The 15,069-nt window shown below is 43.6% G+C and carries 18 protein-coding genes; 9 read left to right on the top strand and 9 right to left on the bottom strand.

All coding sequences use genetic code 11. The annotated features are described in order from the left end of the window. Positions 1 to 120 precede the first annotated feature (120 nt). Genes A3CS_RS0108700 through A3CS_RS0108690 form a run of 3 tightly spaced genes read left to right on the top strand, consistent with a single transcriptional unit; the run spans position 121 to position 2,383 of the window. Positions 121 to 900 carry an amino acid ABC transporter substrate-binding protein gene (locus A3CS_RS0108700; RefSeq protein ID WP_005546341.1) on the top strand — a complete coding sequence of 260 codons (780 nt, stop codon included), beginning with the start codon at positions 121 to 123 and terminating at the stop codon, positions 898 to 900. Next, a complete protein-coding gene (locus tag A3CS_RS0108695; protein WP_005546340.1) occupies positions 884 to 1,606 on the top strand; it encodes an amino acid ABC transporter permease in 723 nt (240 codons plus the stop codon). Before A3CS_RS0108700 ends, A3CS_RS0108695 begins: the two co-directional genes overlap by 17 nt. Positions 1,607 to 1,615: 9 nt before the next feature. Further along, the gene (locus tag A3CS_RS0108690) at positions 1,616 to 2,383 is read left to right on the top strand and encodes an amino acid ABC transporter ATP-binding protein (protein WP_005546337.1); all 768 of its coding nucleotides are present in this window, start codon (positions 1,616 to 1,618) and stop codon (positions 2,381 to 2,383) included. 4 nt (positions 2,384 to 2,387) lie between these two features. Here the strand turns inward: A3CS_RS0108690 and A3CS_RS0108685 are convergent, their stop codons facing one another. The 5 genes from A3CS_RS0108685 to A3CS_RS0108665 form a co-directional block, all read right to left on the bottom strand. Continuing rightward, on the bottom strand, positions 2,388 to 2,675 hold the full coding sequence (locus A3CS_RS0108685; RefSeq protein WP_005546333.1) for a DsrH/TusB family sulfur relay protein: 288 nt from the start codon (positions 2,673 to 2,675) through the stop codon (positions 2,388 to 2,390). Between the two features lie 2 nt (positions 2,676 to 2,677). Further along, positions 2,678 to 3,040: a sulfurtransferase complex subunit TusC gene (tusC, locus tag A3CS_RS0108680; RefSeq protein WP_005546332.1), complete on the bottom strand. Its 363-nt coding sequence runs from the start codon at positions 3,038 to 3,040 to the stop codon at positions 2,678 to 2,680. Beyond that, on the bottom strand, positions 3,037 to 3,414 hold the full coding sequence (tusD, locus tag A3CS_RS0108675; RefSeq protein ID WP_005546330.1) for a sulfurtransferase complex subunit TusD: 378 nt from the start codon (positions 3,412 to 3,414) through the stop codon (positions 3,037 to 3,039). Before tusD ends, tusC begins: the two co-directional genes overlap by 4 nt. 3 nt (positions 3,415 to 3,417) lie before the next feature. Further along, positions 3,418 to 4,086, bottom strand: a complete 669-nt coding sequence (locus A3CS_RS0108670; RefSeq protein ID WP_005546328.1) for a helix-turn-helix transcriptional regulator — start codon at positions 4,084 to 4,086, stop codon at positions 3,418 to 3,420. A 79-nt stretch (positions 4,087 to 4,165) separates the two neighbouring features. After that, a complete protein-coding gene (locus A3CS_RS0108665) occupies positions 4,166 to 4,891 on the bottom strand; it encodes an FKBP-type peptidyl-prolyl cis-trans isomerase (RefSeq protein WP_005546327.1) in 726 nt (241 codons plus the stop codon). An 88-nt stretch (positions 4,892 to 4,979) separates the two neighbouring features. On the opposite strand from A3CS_RS0108665, the gene A3CS_RS0108660 reads away from it, so the two are divergent. After that, entirely contained in the window at positions 4,980 to 5,201 is a 222-nt protein-coding gene (locus A3CS_RS0108660; protein ID WP_005546325.1) for a SlyX family protein, read from the top strand. Between the two features lie 60 nt (positions 5,202 to 5,261). Here the strand turns inward: A3CS_RS0108660 and pgdx are convergent, their stop codons facing one another. Further along, positions 5,262 to 5,990, bottom strand: coding sequence for a hybrid peroxiredoxin PGdx (gene pgdx / locus A3CS_RS0108655; RefSeq protein WP_005539592.1), 729 nt, complete (start codon positions 5,988 to 5,990; stop codon positions 5,262 to 5,264). A gap of 158 nt (positions 5,991 to 6,148) precedes the next feature. Here pgdx and oxyR point away from each other — a divergent pair, with 158 nt between their 5' ends. Both oxyR and fabR read left to right on the top strand, forming a co-directional pair. Next, positions 6,149 to 7,048 carry a DNA-binding transcriptional regulator OxyR gene (gene oxyR / locus A3CS_RS0108650; RefSeq protein WP_019518414.1) on the top strand — a complete coding sequence of 300 codons (900 nt, stop codon included), beginning with the start codon at positions 6,149 to 6,151 and terminating at the stop codon, positions 7,046 to 7,048. A gap of 11 nt (positions 7,049 to 7,059) precedes the next feature. Beyond that, a complete protein-coding gene (fabR, locus tag A3CS_RS0108645) occupies positions 7,060 to 7,680 on the top strand; it encodes an HTH-type transcriptional repressor FabR (protein WP_005539586.1) in 621 nt (206 codons plus the stop codon). 111 nt (positions 7,681 to 7,791) lie between these two features. Here the strand turns inward: fabR and cydC are convergent, their stop codons facing one another. The 3 genes from cydC to A3CS_RS0108630 form a co-directional block, all read right to left on the bottom strand. Then, positions 7,792 to 9,450: a thiol reductant ABC exporter subunit CydC gene (gene cydC / locus A3CS_RS0108640; RefSeq protein WP_026161192.1), complete on the bottom strand. Its 1,659-nt coding sequence runs from the start codon at positions 9,448 to 9,450 to the stop codon at positions 7,792 to 7,794. Next, positions 9,443 to 11,191: an ABC transporter ATP-binding protein/permease gene (locus tag A3CS_RS0108635; RefSeq protein WP_019518413.1), complete on the bottom strand. Its 1,749-nt coding sequence runs from the start codon at positions 11,189 to 11,191 to the stop codon at positions 9,443 to 9,445. The genes cydC and A3CS_RS0108635 overlap by 8 nt, the downstream gene beginning before the upstream one ends. A gap of 168 nt (positions 11,192 to 11,359) precedes the next feature. Then, positions 11,360 to 12,682, bottom strand: a complete 1,323-nt coding sequence (locus tag A3CS_RS0108630; protein WP_005589153.1) for an anaerobic C4-dicarboxylate transporter — start codon at positions 12,680 to 12,682, stop codon at positions 11,360 to 11,362. A 326-nt stretch (positions 12,683 to 13,008) separates the two neighbouring features. Here A3CS_RS0108630 and A3CS_RS0108625 point away from each other — a divergent pair, with 326 nt between their 5' ends. The 3 genes from A3CS_RS0108625 to gpsA all read left to right on the top strand — a co-directional run bounded on the left by A3CS_RS0108625 (position 13,009) and on the right by gpsA (position 15,069). Beyond that, positions 13,009 to 13,449, top strand: coding sequence for a rhodanese-like domain-containing protein (locus A3CS_RS0108625; protein WP_026161191.1), 441 nt, complete (start codon positions 13,009 to 13,011; stop codon positions 13,447 to 13,449). Positions 13,450 to 13,464: 15 nt separating this feature from the next. Continuing rightward, positions 13,465 to 13,977, top strand: coding sequence for a protein-export chaperone SecB (gene secB / locus A3CS_RS0108620; protein ID WP_005539581.1), 513 nt, complete (start codon positions 13,465 to 13,467; stop codon positions 13,975 to 13,977). A gap of 78 nt (positions 13,978 to 14,055) precedes the next feature. Then, a complete protein-coding gene (gpsA, locus tag A3CS_RS0108615; protein WP_005574927.1) occupies positions 14,056 to 15,069 on the top strand; it encodes an NAD(P)H-dependent glycerol-3-phosphate dehydrogenase in 1,014 nt (337 codons plus the stop codon).

Here is a 15,069-nt window from a genome sequence, read left to right as displayed (position 1 = left end):
TAGACAAATTTTATTTCTTTTAGTTATACGATAGAGAAAATGATTATTTTATTCGGCGCAGATTTACTGTAATAATCCACCGCACTTTTCCTCTTATTAAGCAAAATAAAGGAACGAATTATGAAAAAATCCATTTTAGCAAAAACATTACTGTTAACCGGTTTAGCCCTCGGCATCGCCACGCAGGCGGCAGCAGGCGAAATTTCCGATCGCGTGGAAAAAACCAAAACCTTATTAGTGGGTACGGAAGGCACTTACGCTCCGTTCACCTTCCACGATGACAGCGGCAAATTAACCGGTTTTGACGTGGAAATTATCGAATCTGTGGCGCAACGTTTAGGCTTAAAAATTCAATTTAACGAAACCCAATGGGATTCCATGTACGCCGGGTTAAACGCCAAACGTTTCGACTTAATCGCCAACCAAACCAGCCCAAGTCCGGAACGCTTGAAAAAGTACCTTTACACCACACCTTATAACTACTCCACGGCGGTTATCGTGACCAAAGAAGGCGATGACAGCATTAAGGCATTTGAAGATTTAAAAGGCAAAAAAGCGGCGCAATCCTTAACCAGTAACTACGGCAAAATCGCCAAAGCCAACGGCGCGGAATTGATCGTGGTGGACGGTTTGGCGCAAGCCTTGAAACTCATCACACAAGATCGTGCACAAACCGTAGTAAACGACCAATTAGCAGTGTTGGATTACTTCAAAAAACAACCAAATGCCGGCTTAAAAATTGCAGTAAAACGCGATGAAAAAGTGCCTTCCGGTTTTGCCGTGTTAAAAGGTGAAGAACCGTTGGTGGAAAAAATCAATCAGGCGCTGGAAGAATTACGAAAAGACGGCACCTTGAAGCAAATCTCAATTAAATGGTTCGGTGATGACATTACTCAATAATTTTCTTGCCTCCCTTCCCTTTATGAATGCAGAAAGAGCCAATGAAGCCATCAGCGCTTTTTGGCCTATGTTGGAAGCGGCAATTGATAAAACCATTCCGTTGGCAATTATCTCTTTCTTTGCCGGTTTAGTGATTGCGTTGGGTGTGGCGGTGATTCGTACCATGCCGAAAAGCAGCATCGGTTTACTTGTGTTGCAACTGCTTTGTCGCATCTATGTTTCCATCATTCGCGGTACGCCGATGTTGGTGCAGATTTTCATTATTTTCTACGGATTGCCGGAAGTGGGCATTAAACTGGATCCCTTTCCGACGGCGATTATCGCCTTTTCCATTAATATCGGCGCCTACGCGTCGGAAACCATTCGCGCAGCGATTTTATCCATCCCGAAAGGGCAATGGGAAGCTTCCTATTCTATCGGCATGAACTATTTCCAAACCTTCACCCGCACCATCATGCCGCAAGCTTTGCGCGTCTCCGTGCCGCCGTTATCCAACACCTTCATCAGCAATGTAAAAGACACGTCGTTAGCTTCTTTGGTGCTGGTGACCGAAATGTTCCGCGTGGCACAAAACATCACGGCGGAAAACTATGAATTTATTATGATTTATAGCGAAGCGGCGTTAATTTACTGGTGCATTTGTCTGGTTTTGTCATTTGCTCAGGAACGCTTGGAAAAACGCCTGTCCCGTCACTTACAAGCCTAAGGAAATCCCATGTTAGATGTTCGCAACATTCATAAAACATTTAACGGCAATCAGGTGCTGAAAGGGATCGATTTTCAGATTCAAAAAGGCGAAGTGGTGGCGATTCTCGGCCCTTCCGGCTCCGGCAAAACCACGTTTTTACGCTGTTTAAATTTACTGGAACGCGCCGAACAGGGCACGTTGCACTTCACCGACGGCAGCCTTGCATTGGATTTTGCCAAAAAAATCAGCAAAGCCGACGAATTAAAGCTGCGTCGCCGCTCTTCCATGGTGTTCCAGCAATACAATTTATTTCCCCACCGCACTGCACTTGAGAATGTAATGGAAGGCATGCTTGTGGTGCAAAAGAAAAGCAAGGCGGAAGCGGAACAGCGCGCCGAGGAATTGCTCACCAAAGTGGGCTTAAAAGACAAAATGCATTTGTATCCGTCCCAATTATCCGGCGGTCAGCAGCAACGTGTCGGTATTGCGCGCGCGTTGGCGGTGCAACCAGACATTATTCTGCTGGACGAACCCACCTCGGCGCTGGATCCGGAATTGGTCGGTGAAGTGCTACAAACTTTGAAATTACTGGCGCAGGAAGGCTGGACGATGATTATCGTCACCCATGAATTGCAGTTTGCCCGCGACGTGGCGGATCGCGTGATTTTAATGGCAGACGGCAATGTGGTGGAACAAAACGGCGCGCGTGAATTTTTTGAAAACCCGCAACAGGAACGCACCAAACAATTCTTGTTACAGGCAAAAATTCCGGTCTGCGTGGAGTATGAGATTTAGCCCCTCAAAGGGCAATTTGCGGAGAATATTGTTCGCTGATTGCCACAAAATCCGTCAAAGAAATCAACCGCACTTTTGTTGGTGACAGCAAAAGTGCGGTTAAATTTCTCGCCAAAATATCTTCCTGCAACATCATACATTGCGCTTTACAGCGCGCCAATAAATCCGCCTGTTTTAACGCCAATAACACGCCGTCCTGCCACAGCACGACCGCATCCTGTGCGCTGGCATTCAGCAGATAACGTTCCAGTTCGGCTTGGGAATAATGGGCTTGGGAAAAGGTATAAAGCATAATCAGAAAGTCAGAATTTTTTCACATTGTTGCAGGATTCTCATCAGCTGTTCACGCGGCAGCGCCTCACAGTCTAAGGATAAATCCGGCGGCTTAAGTTGAAATTGTTGCAGGGAATCGGCGCACACATAACGTTGTTCAATGTCGTATAAATCCAATAATTTCAATGCGCTTGCCGTATCTTTTTGCAAAATCTGTTCCGCCTGTTGATGTTTTTGCAAATTCAACACGCCGTCATCCAAGAAAAACACCGCGATGTCCTCTTCCGCACAAAATGCCGTGGCGGCAAGCAGCGCGTCTAATCCTTCGCGTGTATTTGCCGAACCATAAGGCGCGTGACGGAAAATAAAGGCAAGTTTACTCATAGGGTTATCACCCGATCGGCTTGTAATAAGACTTGGCTGAATTCACCCAAGCCGGCAAGTTGAAAAACGTCCGCCAGGTTAACCGCACTTTTATCGGCGGCAGAATAGCTATCCACCACGCCACGCCGTTGAGCGGCGGCAACGCACAAATGCAGCGGCACGTTAAATTGACGGGAAAATGCCTGCCAGGCTTGGACCAAATTAAATTCGTCATTAGCGGGATAAACCAAGGCGTTGCCGTTGGTTACGCCATCCTGATAAAAAAAGATTTGGCGGATATGATGCTTTTGCACCAGTACTTGTGCCAGTTGGTACGCCAGAAACGCGCCTTGACTACCGTAAACCGGTTGTTTCACCACCAACACATAATCCATGACTTATTCATCCTGATCTTGTTTAATTTGACGAATATATAAATACACGGTATGACGAGAAATATTGAGACGCTCCGCCACTAAATTGATAGCGTCTTTAATGTCGAAAATGCCTTTTTCATACAGAGAAACGACAATTTGGCGATTTTTGTTATTATTCGCCACCATGCGATCAGCAGTAATCTCCTCAATGGTTTTACCCACAGTTTGCACTACCAGTTCTTCCACCGAGCTGGCAAAATTCACCGCTGAGGTTTCTTGATGATCGGGGATTGGGATAAAATTTTGCAGAAATTGCGACACCGGCACGTCTAAATTAATGTTTATACAAAGCAAACCAATAATACGCTTTGTGCTGTTGCGAATAGCGATGGTTACCGACTTCATCAAACCGCTGTTTTTCTCCTCATGGAGAAAATAAGGTTTACTGACGCTGTCTGATTTCATCTCGTGCAATGAACGCAAAGCAAAATCCGTTATGGGCGAACCCACCTGACAGTTGGTGTTATGCCCGTTGGCGATATAAATGGCGGAATGTTCTAAATCCTCAAAGGAATGTAAAACAATTTCGCAATGTTGCCCGATAAGCGCACTCACGCCGTCAACCACGGCAATATAAGAATTTAAAATGGTGCGATCTTCGTCAGTAAAAGGTCGTTTATCCGTTAACATGAAAGAACGTGTTTATTGTTATAAGCCACTAGAAATGACCGCACTTTCGCTTGCCGGAAAAGTGCGGTCGTTTTTCAGGTTATTTCGCCGGGGTGACGTCCAATACTTCAATATCAAAGTGAAGTGTGGAATGCGGTGGAATTTTATCGCCCGCACCGTCCTCACCGTACCCCAAGTCCGCCGGAATGACCAACTCAATTTGTCCGCCTTTTTTAACTAATTGCAGACCTTCGGTCCAACCTTTAATCACTTGATTTAATGGAAACTCGGCAGGCGTTCCACGCTCACGGGAGCTGTCAAATACGGTACCGTCCGGCAATTTACCGGTATAGTGAACTTTAACCACATCGGCAGCTTTAATGGCATCACCGGACCCTTCTTTTTCCACACGATATAACAAACCGGAAGCAGTTTTCTTCACGCCATCTTTCTTAGCAAATTCTGCCGTGAATTTTTTGCCTTCTTCTTCCGCTTTTTTCACCATGGCGGCGACACGTTTTTCATTTTCCGCTTTTAACTTGGCATTAATGCCTTGCAAGGTAGAGGCGATTTCTTTGTTGCCTTCCAATTTTACTTTGCCGTTTAACACGTCGGAAATCCCGGCAATCACTTTCGCATTGTTGTAATCAATCATGCCTTTTTGTGCGTTAATTAAGCCTTGTAAATCGGAACCGAATAATACGCCTACCGCGTAAGAGGAATCATCGGTAAATTTTGCATCAGTTTTGCTTTCCGCCAAAACACCGCTAGAAACGACCGCACTTAAAATCAGCACCGGCACTGAAATTTTCTTCATTTTTAACATTGGGTTCTATCCTTTATAATAAGTAAAAAATGCGTTGGATAGGGTAAAACGGATTCAACAAATTCACAACAGTTATTTAGGAAATATTATGTCGATGCAACAAAATTTAGCACAGCGTATCACCGAATTGGAGATGAAAGCGACCTTTCAGGAAACTGTCATTGAAGAATTGAATCAGGCATTAGTTGAACAACAATTTATTCTGGATAAAATTCAGCTCCAGTTACGTTATCTGGCGAATAAAATACAAGATATACAGCCTTCCAATATCGCCAGCCAAGCGGAAGAAACCCCACCACTGCATTATTAGAGTTAAAGAAAATAAAAAAAGGGCGCCGAACCGGCGTCCTCATTTATTTTATAATGTTGATTATTTCGCAAAATACGCTTCTAAATCATCACTACCACCGATGTGTTTACCACCGATGAATACTTGCGGCACAGTCGCACGACCGGAAACCGCACGTACGCTCACGATAGTCGCATCGTGACCTAACACGATTTCCTCAAAGCTCAAGCCTTTTTCGTGTAACATTTGTTTTGCTTTTGCACAGAATGGACAACCCGGTTTAGTGAAGATCGTAATAGATTCTTGAACTTGGTGTTGCGGTGCAAGATACTTCAACATGGTATCGGCATCGGACACTTTAAACGGATCACCCGGTTCGTTTGGTTCGATAAACATTTTTTCTACTACGCCATTTTTCACCAGCATAGAATAACGCCATGAACGTTTGCCAAAACCTAAATCTTCTTTCCCTACCAACATGCCCATGCCTTCGGTGAACTCGCCATTACCGTCAGGAATGAAAGTAATGTTGTCGGATTTTTCATCTTCTTTCCATGCATTCATCACGAATGTATCATTCACGGAAATCACAAGAATATCATCAACACCGTATTTTTTGAATACCGGCGCTAATTCGTTATAACGTGGTAAATGGGAAGAAGAACAAGTCGGGGTGAATGCACCCGGTAAAGAGAAAACGATAACGGTTTTATTATCAAATAATTCGGATGTAGTGACATCAATCCATTGGTCGCCTTGACGCGTACGGAATGTCACTTGAGGAACTTTTTTACCTTCCATATTAGACATGATTTTTCTCCTATTAAAATTTGCAGAACACATTTAGAAACCGCCGTTAAAAGCCTAAGCAATATCTAAACATAAGGTGAATTATAGGTAAAATTATGATATAGTCGCAATCAATTAATTCTATTTTTTTAATTGCTACCTTCTATAATTGAGGATCTATGAATATTCGTGATTTAGAATACCTTGTAGCGCTTGCCGAACACAAGCACTTTCGTCGTGCGGCGGATTCTTGTCATGTAAGCCAACCGACATTAAGCGGACAAATTCGTAAACTGGAAGATGAGTTGGGTATTATTCTGTTGGAACGTACCAGCCGTAAAGTATTGTTTACCCAATCGGGTTTATTATTGGTGGATCAGGCTAAAACCGTCTTGCGCGAAGTAAAGTTATTAAAAGAAATGGCAAGCAACCAAGGCAAAGACATGACCGGTCCGCTACATATAGGCATTATTCCTACTGTAGGACCTTATCTAATGCCTCATATCGTACCGACCTTACAGCAAAATTTCCCTGATCTGGAATTATTCCTTTATGAAGCACAAACCTATAGGTTGTTAGAACAACTGGAAACCGGTCGATTGGATTGTGCTATTGTAGCGTCCGTACCGGAAACTGAAGCCTTTATTGAAGTCCAACTATTTAATGAAAAAATGCTTATTGCCGTTGCTGAGCAGCACCCATGGGCTAATGAAAATTCAGTCTCAATGTCCTTACTAAAAGACTGTGAAATATTAATGTTGGACGATGGGCATTGCTTACGCAACCAAGCATTAGGTTATTGCTTCACTGCCGGCGCACGGGAAAACGCCCACTTTCAGGCAACCAGCTTAGAAACTCTACGCAACATGGTCGCTGCCAATACCGGCGTCACTTTAATGCCACAGCTTGCTGTGCTCAGTGAAGGCAATCGTAGTGGCGTAAAATACCTGCCTTGTGATGAACCGGAACCATCCCGCGACATTACCTTGGTTTATCGCCCGGGTTCACCATTACGTGCACGTTATGAGCGAGTAGCAAATACGGTGAGTCAATCGGTTAAATCTATCTTATCTTCTTAATGGGGTAAGCTATGGTCGGTATTCGGGCGCAGCAAAAAGAAAAAACCCGTCGTGCCTTAATTGATGCGGCTTTTAACCAGCTGACGGCAGAAAAGAGTTTTTCCAATTTGAGTTTGCGGGAAGTCTCCCGCGAGGCCGGTATTGCTCCGACCTCATTTTATCGCCATTTTCGCGATATGAATGAGCTTGGTCTCACCATGGTGGATGAAGCAGGTTTAATCCTACGTCAACTCATGCGTCAAGCACGTAAACGCATTGCCAACGGCGGAAGCGTTATCGTCATCTCAGTGGAAACCTTCTTTGAATTTATCAACAACAGTCCAAACATATTCCGCCTACTATTGCGTGAAAGTTCAGGCACATCACAGGCTTTCCGCACTGCCGCTGCCCGTGAAATAAAGCATTTTATCGACGAACTGTCAGAATACATTGCCCACAAAAACCACTATTCCCAATATATCGCTTATGTGCAGGCTGAAGGGATGGTCACCATTGTATTTACTACTGGAGCCAGTGCCTTAGACATGAGTAAGGCGGAACGGGAACAGTTAAAAGCGCGGTTGATTTTACAACTCAGAATGTTGGCAAAAGGGGCTAAATATGAAACCAGGGATAAATACAAGCCTGGCTAATTTTTTAACAGATTCAATTTAGCTCTGCTTATTTTACATTTCATGCCAAAAACAGATCTTTAGGTTTTATACCCCTCAAATAGTTAAGCTAGCCGCACTTTGTAGGAACAACTATGACATTCGGCCGTTGGCAATCGGGATCACCTGATCGCAAATCGCCATGGTGGAGGCGCGATGGCTGACGAGGATGATTAATTTTTCCGCTTTTACATTCAATAAAGATTGCAAAATCATGGCTTCGTTTAAGCTGTCCAGATTGCTGGTAGGTTCGTCCAGCAAAATAATCGGCGCGTTGTGCAAGAAAGCGCGGGCAATACCGATGCGTTGTTTTTCGCCGTCAGAAAGGTTGTTCCCCATTTCGGTAATTTTGGTGTCATAGCCTTCCCGCAGGCTCATGATAAATTCATGAATAGACGCTTTTTTCGCCGCTTCAATCACTTGTTCTTTGGTCGCGTTGCGGTTCGCCAACAAAATATTTTCATAAATGGTTTCGTTGAAAATATAGGTTTGTTGCGTGATGTAAGCGATATTATCGCGCAAATTCACGGTGTTAATGTGTTTTAAGTCGGTATCGTTAATACAGATGCTGCCTTGTTGCGGATCGTAAAAACGCATAATCAATTTTAACAGCGTGCTTTTTCCGCTGCCGCTGCGTCCGTGAATGCCGAGGATTTCGCCTTTATTTATGTGCAAATTCACATCGGACAAAATCTGTTCCTGCGCATAAGCAAAACTGACATTTTCTACCTTAATTTGCTGCACATCGGTGATACTTACTCCATTTTCCACGTCTTTCAATTCAGGCTGTTCCGCCAGCAACGCCAATACCCGCTCGCCGCTGGCAAGGGTTTGCAGCAGGTTATTGGAGAGATTACTTAAGGCAATCACCGGTCCGTAGCCGGACATAAGCAAAATCACCGCCACTAACAAGCCGACAAAATCAATTTTATCATAAGCAAATAACGTTAAGCCCACCAGTAAAATCACGATATTAAAAAACGATACGGCGATTTCCGTAAAGGAACGCACATTGCCTTCCTGTTGTTTGATTTTTAAGAATGCCTGATCGATTTTTTCGCTGCGTTGGTGAATTTCCTGTAGGCGTTTTTGTTCGTTGCCGAATAACTGAATTTCTTTCATGCCACGAATGCTGTCGAGAAAGAAATCGTTCATTTCGCCCACCAGCTCGCGGTATTTGCGCCCGTCTTCGCGCGCCATTTGGGTAGTGACGATAGGCAGAATAATGCCGATGGTCACATACGCCAACAGAGCCACCAACACGAACCACCAGGAAATGTGAGCGAATACCGCCAATAAAATGGCGGAAGTGAGAAAGGCAATAGCGATGGGGGCGATGGTGTGTGCGTAAAACACTTCCAACAATTCAATGTCGTTGGTGACTAAAGAGAGCAATTGCCCGGATTGTTTATCCTGCAATTTAACGAACGCCAGGCGACGCAATGCGCCAAACACTTTATCGCGCAATAATGCCAATAATTTGAAAGCGATGTAATGCCCGGACATTTGTTCCAGATAACGCAAAATGCCGCGTGCTACCGCCAACACGATAAGTGCGGTCAAAATTTGCGATAAATTTAAGTGAACGTGGAAATTGAGCAGTTCCGCCAATCCCATGGCGCCCAGCACCATAATGAAAATCGCGCTGAGGAAACCGAGGGTGCCCATAATGATGGTGAAACTCATGATGTGGGCTAACGGCGTAACCAATTTCATGAGCTGCCACATGACGACAAATCCGTTCTTACGCATGATTTGCCCCCATTCTGATATTTTCTAAATTCTTTTGTTGATTGAACATTTCTGCATAAATTCCGTTTTCTGCCATTAAAGAGGCATGATCGCCGGATTCCATCAAGCGACCGCTTTGTAGCACATAAATCTGATCCGCGTTCACCGCGTTTGCCAACCGATGAGAAATCATCACAATGGTTTTGCTGTGTTTAAGCTGTTGAATAAATTGCAGAATAATTTCTTCGCTTTCTACATCGATGTTACTGGTAGCTTCATCGAAAATATAGACATCAGCGTTATGCAAAAGGGCGCGGGCAAGCGCTAAACGTTGAATTTGCCCGCCGGACAAATTGCTTCCGCGACTGAGCAACGGCATCTCCAAACCGCCGTTTTCCCGCACAAAATTCGCCAGATTCACTTGTTCCAAACATTGATAAATGACTTCGTCGGAGGCATTTGATAACACCATTAGCATATTTTCCCGCAAGCTGCCTTTGAAAATGTAACTGCTGTGACTTACCAGCGAAATGTGGCGATATAAGGAATGGCGGTTAATCTGTTTAATATCGATGCCGTTAAACAAAATTTCGCCTTGTTGCGCCTGATAGAACCCCATTAGTAAAGATACCAAGGTCGATTTGCCACAACCGCTTTTGCCCACGAAAACCGTTAACTGTTTCGGCTGGATGCTGAGGGTTAAGCCGTTAATAACGGGTTTTTCCTCGGAATAGGTAAAATGCAAATCGTTAATTTGCACGGTGACTTCATTTTTAGCCGGAAAATCCACCGCACTTTTATTTTCTTCCACCGGCGTATCCAACAGCGTAAAGATTTTTTCCGAAGCAGCTTTGCCGTTCATCGCCACATGGAAGAAGGAACCAAGCAAGCGCAATGGAATGAAAAATTCGGAAGCCAGTAAAATAAATAACACCACGCCGAAAATGGATAAATTGCCGTCCTGGAATTGTAAAAGTGCGGTCAAAATACCCAGCGCAACGCCGCCATAAGCCAATAAATCCATTAGCGAAACGGAGTTCAGCTGCATAGTGAGCACTTTCATGGTAATAGTGCGGAAATTTTCCGCTTCAATGTCCATTTGTTTGGCTTTGTAATCGTCATCCTGATAGATTTTTAAAGTAATCAAGCCTTGTAAGTTATCCAAAAAACTGCTGCCTAAACCCACATAAATGGACCAATATTTCGCTAATAAACGTTTCGCGATTTTATTCACGGCAATAATGGACATAGGAATTAACGGTACGCAAACCAACAGAATGAGGGACGTTGGCGCGTTGAAAAAAACCAAAAAAATAAACAGCGTGAGTGGCGCAAGTAGGCTGTAAAAAAGCTGCGGGAGATAACGCCCGAAATAAATTTCCAGCTGTTCCACCCCTTCGGAAGCCACTTGAATTACGGAAGAGGTTGATTGTTGATTTACCTGATTAAGCGGCATGGAAGACAGTTTTTGATAAATCAGCGTACGTAATTTGTGTTTCACCTGCGTACTGGCTTTATAGGACGCTTTCACTGCCATTTTGCCCGCCCAGGCACGTAGTGCCAAACAGGCAATTAAAACGATGGTAAAAATAACCGCACTTTGGAGGGTAAGCGAACGCTCAAACGCCCATTGCAAACAAATGGCAAACACCACTGCGCTAATAATGCCGCCAATTAATGTAACCCAGTTCCACAATACATTAATCGTAATCCATTTTTTGCTGTTGGCGACCGTATTTATCAGCCGTTTATCAATCATCATAATGTTTATTTGTCCTTAAAATCACCTCAATGAAAGTGCTATATCATAACATTTACATGACAAATGCTAATTAATTTTATTCGTAAAAATAATGTATTTCGTGTTTAACGGCTAAATAAAAAATAGCGCCTGAAATAAGACGCTATTATTCCCCTAAGCAAAATCGTGTTATAGGAAAATATTTGCAAATAATAAGCCTAAGGCTAAGCTGAATGCCATACTCAATAAGCCTGGCAACATGAAGCTGTGATTGAAAATGTATTTACCGATACGTGTGGTGCCCGTAGTGTCAAAGTCGATAGAGGCAATGATCGGACCGTAGTTCGGAATGAAGAAATAACCATTTACCGCCACAAACACACCAACTAATACTGCCGGCGGAATGCCAAGGGCAATACCAAGCGGGAATAACGTTGCCACCGTTGCCCCTTGGCTGTTTACCAATACAGACAGGATAAATAAGGCGATTGCAAATGTCCAAGGCGCAGTTTCTACCAAACCCCTCACCATACCTTTCACTTCTTCAAGATGCGCCTGCATTAACGTATCACCTAACCATGCGATACCGAAAATGGCGATAACTGCACGCATACCGGCATGGAAAACCGAACCCTTGGTAATTTCCGTACCGTCCGGTTTACAGGTTAAGATAATTAATGCACCGATGGTTAACATAATAATTTCAATGGTGTGTGCCATACCCATCGGTTTGCCGTCGAATACCGGACGTAATGAAGGCATTGCCCCCATTAAAACCACAAGTAATGCACCGAATAAGAAAAGTGAGACGGAAATTTTTGCGGTTTTGCTAATTTCAAGTTCTTTACTGCTAGTGGTTGAATTGAAAGCTTCCGCATATTTAGGATCGTTTAAGCGGCGTTGATATTCCGGATCATCTTTCAATTCTTTGCCCATTTTGTTCACAAAGATACAAGCAAGGAAAAGACCGATTATCGTAGAAGGAATGGTAACAATCAGGACATCCCCCAGGTGAATACCCTGCGGTTCAAGGTAGGCAACCACGGCTACCACCGCCGCCGCAATCGGGCTTGCAACAATAGCAAATTGTGATGCGATAACCGCCATGGATAACGGACGCTCCGGGCGAATACCATTTTGACGGCTCACTTCAGCGATAACCGGTAATACGGAGTAAGCCACGTGACCGGTTCCTGCTAACAGCGTAAATGTCCAAGTTACCGCAGGTGCCATAAAAGTAATGTCTTTCGGATTACGACGTAAAATATTAGTGGCAATTTTGATCATGTAATCTAACCCACCGGCAGCTTGCATTGCCGCTGCCGCTGCAACTACCGCCATAATCATAAACATCACATCAATTGGCAAGCCGGCAGGTTTTAAACCGAACCCAAAGGACAAAATTGTAAGCCCCAAGCCACCAAATACACCTAAACCGATTCCGCCAACACGCGCACCGATTAAAATGCAGAGCAGCACAATGGCGAACTGAAATAAAAACATAGCAGACATACTGCCTCCTTAGAATAAAAATAAAAAATTGTTTAATGTATAAGAGATTATACTCAATGAGATTTTGAGAGAAATGCCTTATACAAAGGCAATCGGGATTTAGTTAACTTCAAAATTCACCTTAATTATATAAGAATGTTGTAATGGTGAGTATGGCGGATTTTGGACGTTCTGATTAAATTATGATCTATATCACACTTTAAATAAATAATTGATTGTTATTTCAACAAAATTAATAGAACCTGCAGAGACAATAATTTTTGATAAATGACTCAAGTAAAGTTATACTTGAACCCTTATTTTTAAACCTAATTATTGAGAAAAAAATGCAAGAATTTATACCCATGGCAACCGCTTTTGCCAAAAATCATACCTTGATCGTCGTCGCTTGGGTAGCTGTCTTTTTGATGGTGATCTATAACTTCGTAAAATCCGCCACCAGTAAAACCAAACTTATTGATAATGCGGAAGCGATTTCTTTAATGAACAACCAAAATGCCGTGGTTATCGACTTACGCTCCATTGATGAGTTTAACAAAGGCCATATCATAAACAGTTTAAACATCCTGCCTTCCGAAATTAAAAAAAACAATATTGGAAAAATTGAACAGCACAAAGACATTCCGGTAATTTTAGCCTGTGCCGATTTCGTTTATTCCCGTTCTTCCGGTGAAATTCTGGCAAAACAAGGTTTCAATCATGTTTATGTGCTAAGAGAAGGCATCGGCGGCTGGCGTGCAGCAAATTTACCTTTAATTAAAAAATAAAATAAGGACTCGAAAATGACCGAAGAAAACAAAGAAGTGGCAAACCAAGAACAGGAAGTTCAAGCGGTGTTGCAAATTCAACGCATTTATGTGAAAGACGTTTCTTTTGAAGCACCAAACCTACCGCACATTTTCAACCAAGAATGGAAACCGCGTTTAAGTTTTGATTTATCTACCGAAACCGCTAAATTAGGCGATGACTTATATGAAGTCTGCTTAAATATTTCAGTGGAAACCGCATTAGAAGATTCCGGTGATGTGGCATTCATCTGTGAAGTGAAACAAGCAGGCGTGTTTACCATCAGTGGCTTGGAAGAAATGCAAATGGCGCATTGCTTAACTTCACAATGCCCGAATATGTTATTCCCGTATGCGCGCGAATTGGTTTCCAACTTAGTGAACCGCGGTACTTTCCCGGCATTAAATCTTTCTCCGGTAAATTTTGACGCGCTATTTGTTGAATATTTACAACGTCAGGAACAACAAGCGCAAGAAGCCGGCGAACAAAGCGAACCAACAGTAAATTAATTAAAAAACCCACTTTTTAGTCTTGAAAAGTGGGTTTATTTTTTTCGGTAGCGTTTTTTTTGCCATAAGGAGTAAATGATGAATACGACCATAGCCGATTTCCCTATCACTGTGCTGGGTGCCGGTTCTTTTGGTACGGCATTGGCTATCGCTTTTTCGCGCAACGGGCATTCCACCTATCTGTGGGGACACAACCCGGCAAAAATGCAACAACTTCAGGCAGATCGTCAAAATAAAGCATTTTTACCCGAGATTGTTTTTCCTTCATCTTTGGTTATTGAAGCCAATTTAAGCAAAGTGATTCAAACCTCAAAGGATTTATTACTTGCCGTGCCGAGCCATTGCTTCGGTGAAATTCTCGATGAAATTCGACCGCACTTACGCCCCGATCATCGTATCATATGGGCAACCAAAGGATTGGAGCGGGATACGGGTCGTTTACTGGAAGAGGTAATTAAAGAAAAACTTGGCGAACAGTACCCGCTGGCGGTACTTTCCGGCCCGACATTTGCCAAAGAACTCGCTTCCGGTTTACCTACCGCCATTACGCTGGCGTCCGATAATGAAGCCTTTGCCCGACAATTTCAGGCGCGCATTCATTGCAGTAAACATTTTCGGGTTTATATCAACAACGATATGCTCGGCGTACAGCTGGGCGGGGCTATAAAAAACGTGATTGCCATCGGCGCAGGCATTTCCGACGGCATAGGTTTCGGTGCCAATGCCAGAACCGCCTTAATTACCCGTGGCATTGCGGAAATATCCCGTTTAGGCGCCGCACTTGGCGCTAATCCGAATACTTTCATGGGAATGTCCGGTTTAGGTGATTTGGTATTGACCTGCACCGATAACCAATCGCGCAACCGCCGTTTCGGTATAATGCTTGGGCAAGGCGTTTCGGCACAAGCAGCGATGGAAAATATCGGACAGGTGGTGGAAGGCTTTTATAACACCAAAGAAGCCCATTTATTGGCGCAACGGCATGACATAGAAATGCCAATTACCGAACAAATTTATCAAGTGCTGTTCTGCGGCAAAGCAGCAAAAGATGCCGCCGTTAATTTACTCGGCAGAGAACGTAAAGGGGAATAA

This window comes from Aggregatibacter actinomycetemcomitans DSM 8324 (assembly GCF_000372365.1).
Taxonomy (GTDB): Bacteria; Pseudomonadota; Gammaproteobacteria; order Enterobacterales; family Pasteurellaceae; genus Aggregatibacter; species Aggregatibacter actinomycetemcomitans.
This window is presented reverse-complemented; position numbering and strand designations above follow the sequence as displayed.

Excerpts from the sequence above, each read along its gene's own strand:
- A3CS_RS0108700 (WP_005546341.1), top strand. The coding sequence starts at position 121 with ATGAAAAAATCCATTTTAGCAAAAACATTACTGTTAACCGGTTTAGCC.
- A3CS_RS0108695 (WP_005546340.1), top strand. The coding sequence starts at position 884 with ATGACATTACTCAATAATTTTCTTGCCTCCCTTCCCTTTATGAATGCA.
- A3CS_RS0108690 (WP_005546337.1), top strand. The coding sequence starts at position 1,616 with ATGTTAGATGTTCGCAACATTCATAAAACATTTAACGGCAATCAGGTG.
- A3CS_RS0108685 (WP_005546333.1), bottom strand. The coding sequence starts at position 2,675 with ATGCTTTATACCTTTTCCCAAGCCCATTATTCCCAAGCCGAACTGGAA.
- tusC (WP_005546332.1), bottom strand. The coding sequence starts at position 3,040 with ATGAGTAAACTTGCCTTTATTTTCCGTCACGCGCCTTATGGTTCGGCA.
- tusD (WP_005546330.1), bottom strand. The coding sequence starts at position 3,414 with ATGGATTATGTGTTGGTGGTGAAACAACCGGTTTACGGTAGTCAAGGC.
- A3CS_RS0108670 (WP_005546328.1), bottom strand. The coding sequence starts at position 4,086 with ATGTTAACGGATAAACGACCTTTTACTGACGAAGATCGCACCATTTTA.
- A3CS_RS0108665 (WP_005546327.1), bottom strand. The coding sequence starts at position 4,891 with ATGTTAAAAATGAAGAAAATTTCAGTGCCGGTGCTGATTTTAAGTGCG.
- A3CS_RS0108660 (WP_005546325.1), top strand. The coding sequence starts at position 4,980 with ATGTCGATGCAACAAAATTTAGCACAGCGTATCACCGAATTGGAGATG.
- pgdx (WP_005539592.1), bottom strand. The coding sequence starts at position 5,990 with ATGTCTAATATGGAAGGTAAAAAAGTTCCTCAAGTGACATTCCGTACG.
- oxyR (WP_019518414.1), top strand. The coding sequence starts at position 6,149 with ATGAATATTCGTGATTTAGAATACCTTGTAGCGCTTGCCGAACACAAG.
- fabR (WP_005539586.1), top strand. The coding sequence starts at position 7,060 with ATGGTCGGTATTCGGGCGCAGCAAAAAGAAAAAACCCGTCGTGCCTTA.
- cydC (WP_026161192.1), bottom strand. The coding sequence starts at position 9,450 with ATGCGTAAGAACGGATTTGTCGTCATGTGGCAGCTCATGAAATTGGTT.
- A3CS_RS0108635 (WP_019518413.1), bottom strand. The coding sequence starts at position 11,191 with ATGATGATTGATAAACGGCTGATAAATACGGTCGCCAACAGCAAAAAA.
- A3CS_RS0108630 (WP_005589153.1), bottom strand. The coding sequence starts at position 12,682 with ATGTCTGCTATGTTTTTATTTCAGTTCGCCATTGTGCTGCTCTGCATT.
- A3CS_RS0108625 (WP_026161191.1), top strand. The coding sequence starts at position 13,009 with ATGCAAGAATTTATACCCATGGCAACCGCTTTTGCCAAAAATCATACC.
- secB (WP_005539581.1), top strand. The coding sequence starts at position 13,465 with ATGACCGAAGAAAACAAAGAAGTGGCAAACCAAGAACAGGAAGTTCAA.
- gpsA (WP_005574927.1), top strand. The coding sequence starts at position 14,056 with ATGAATACGACCATAGCCGATTTCCCTATCACTGTGCTGGGTGCCGGT.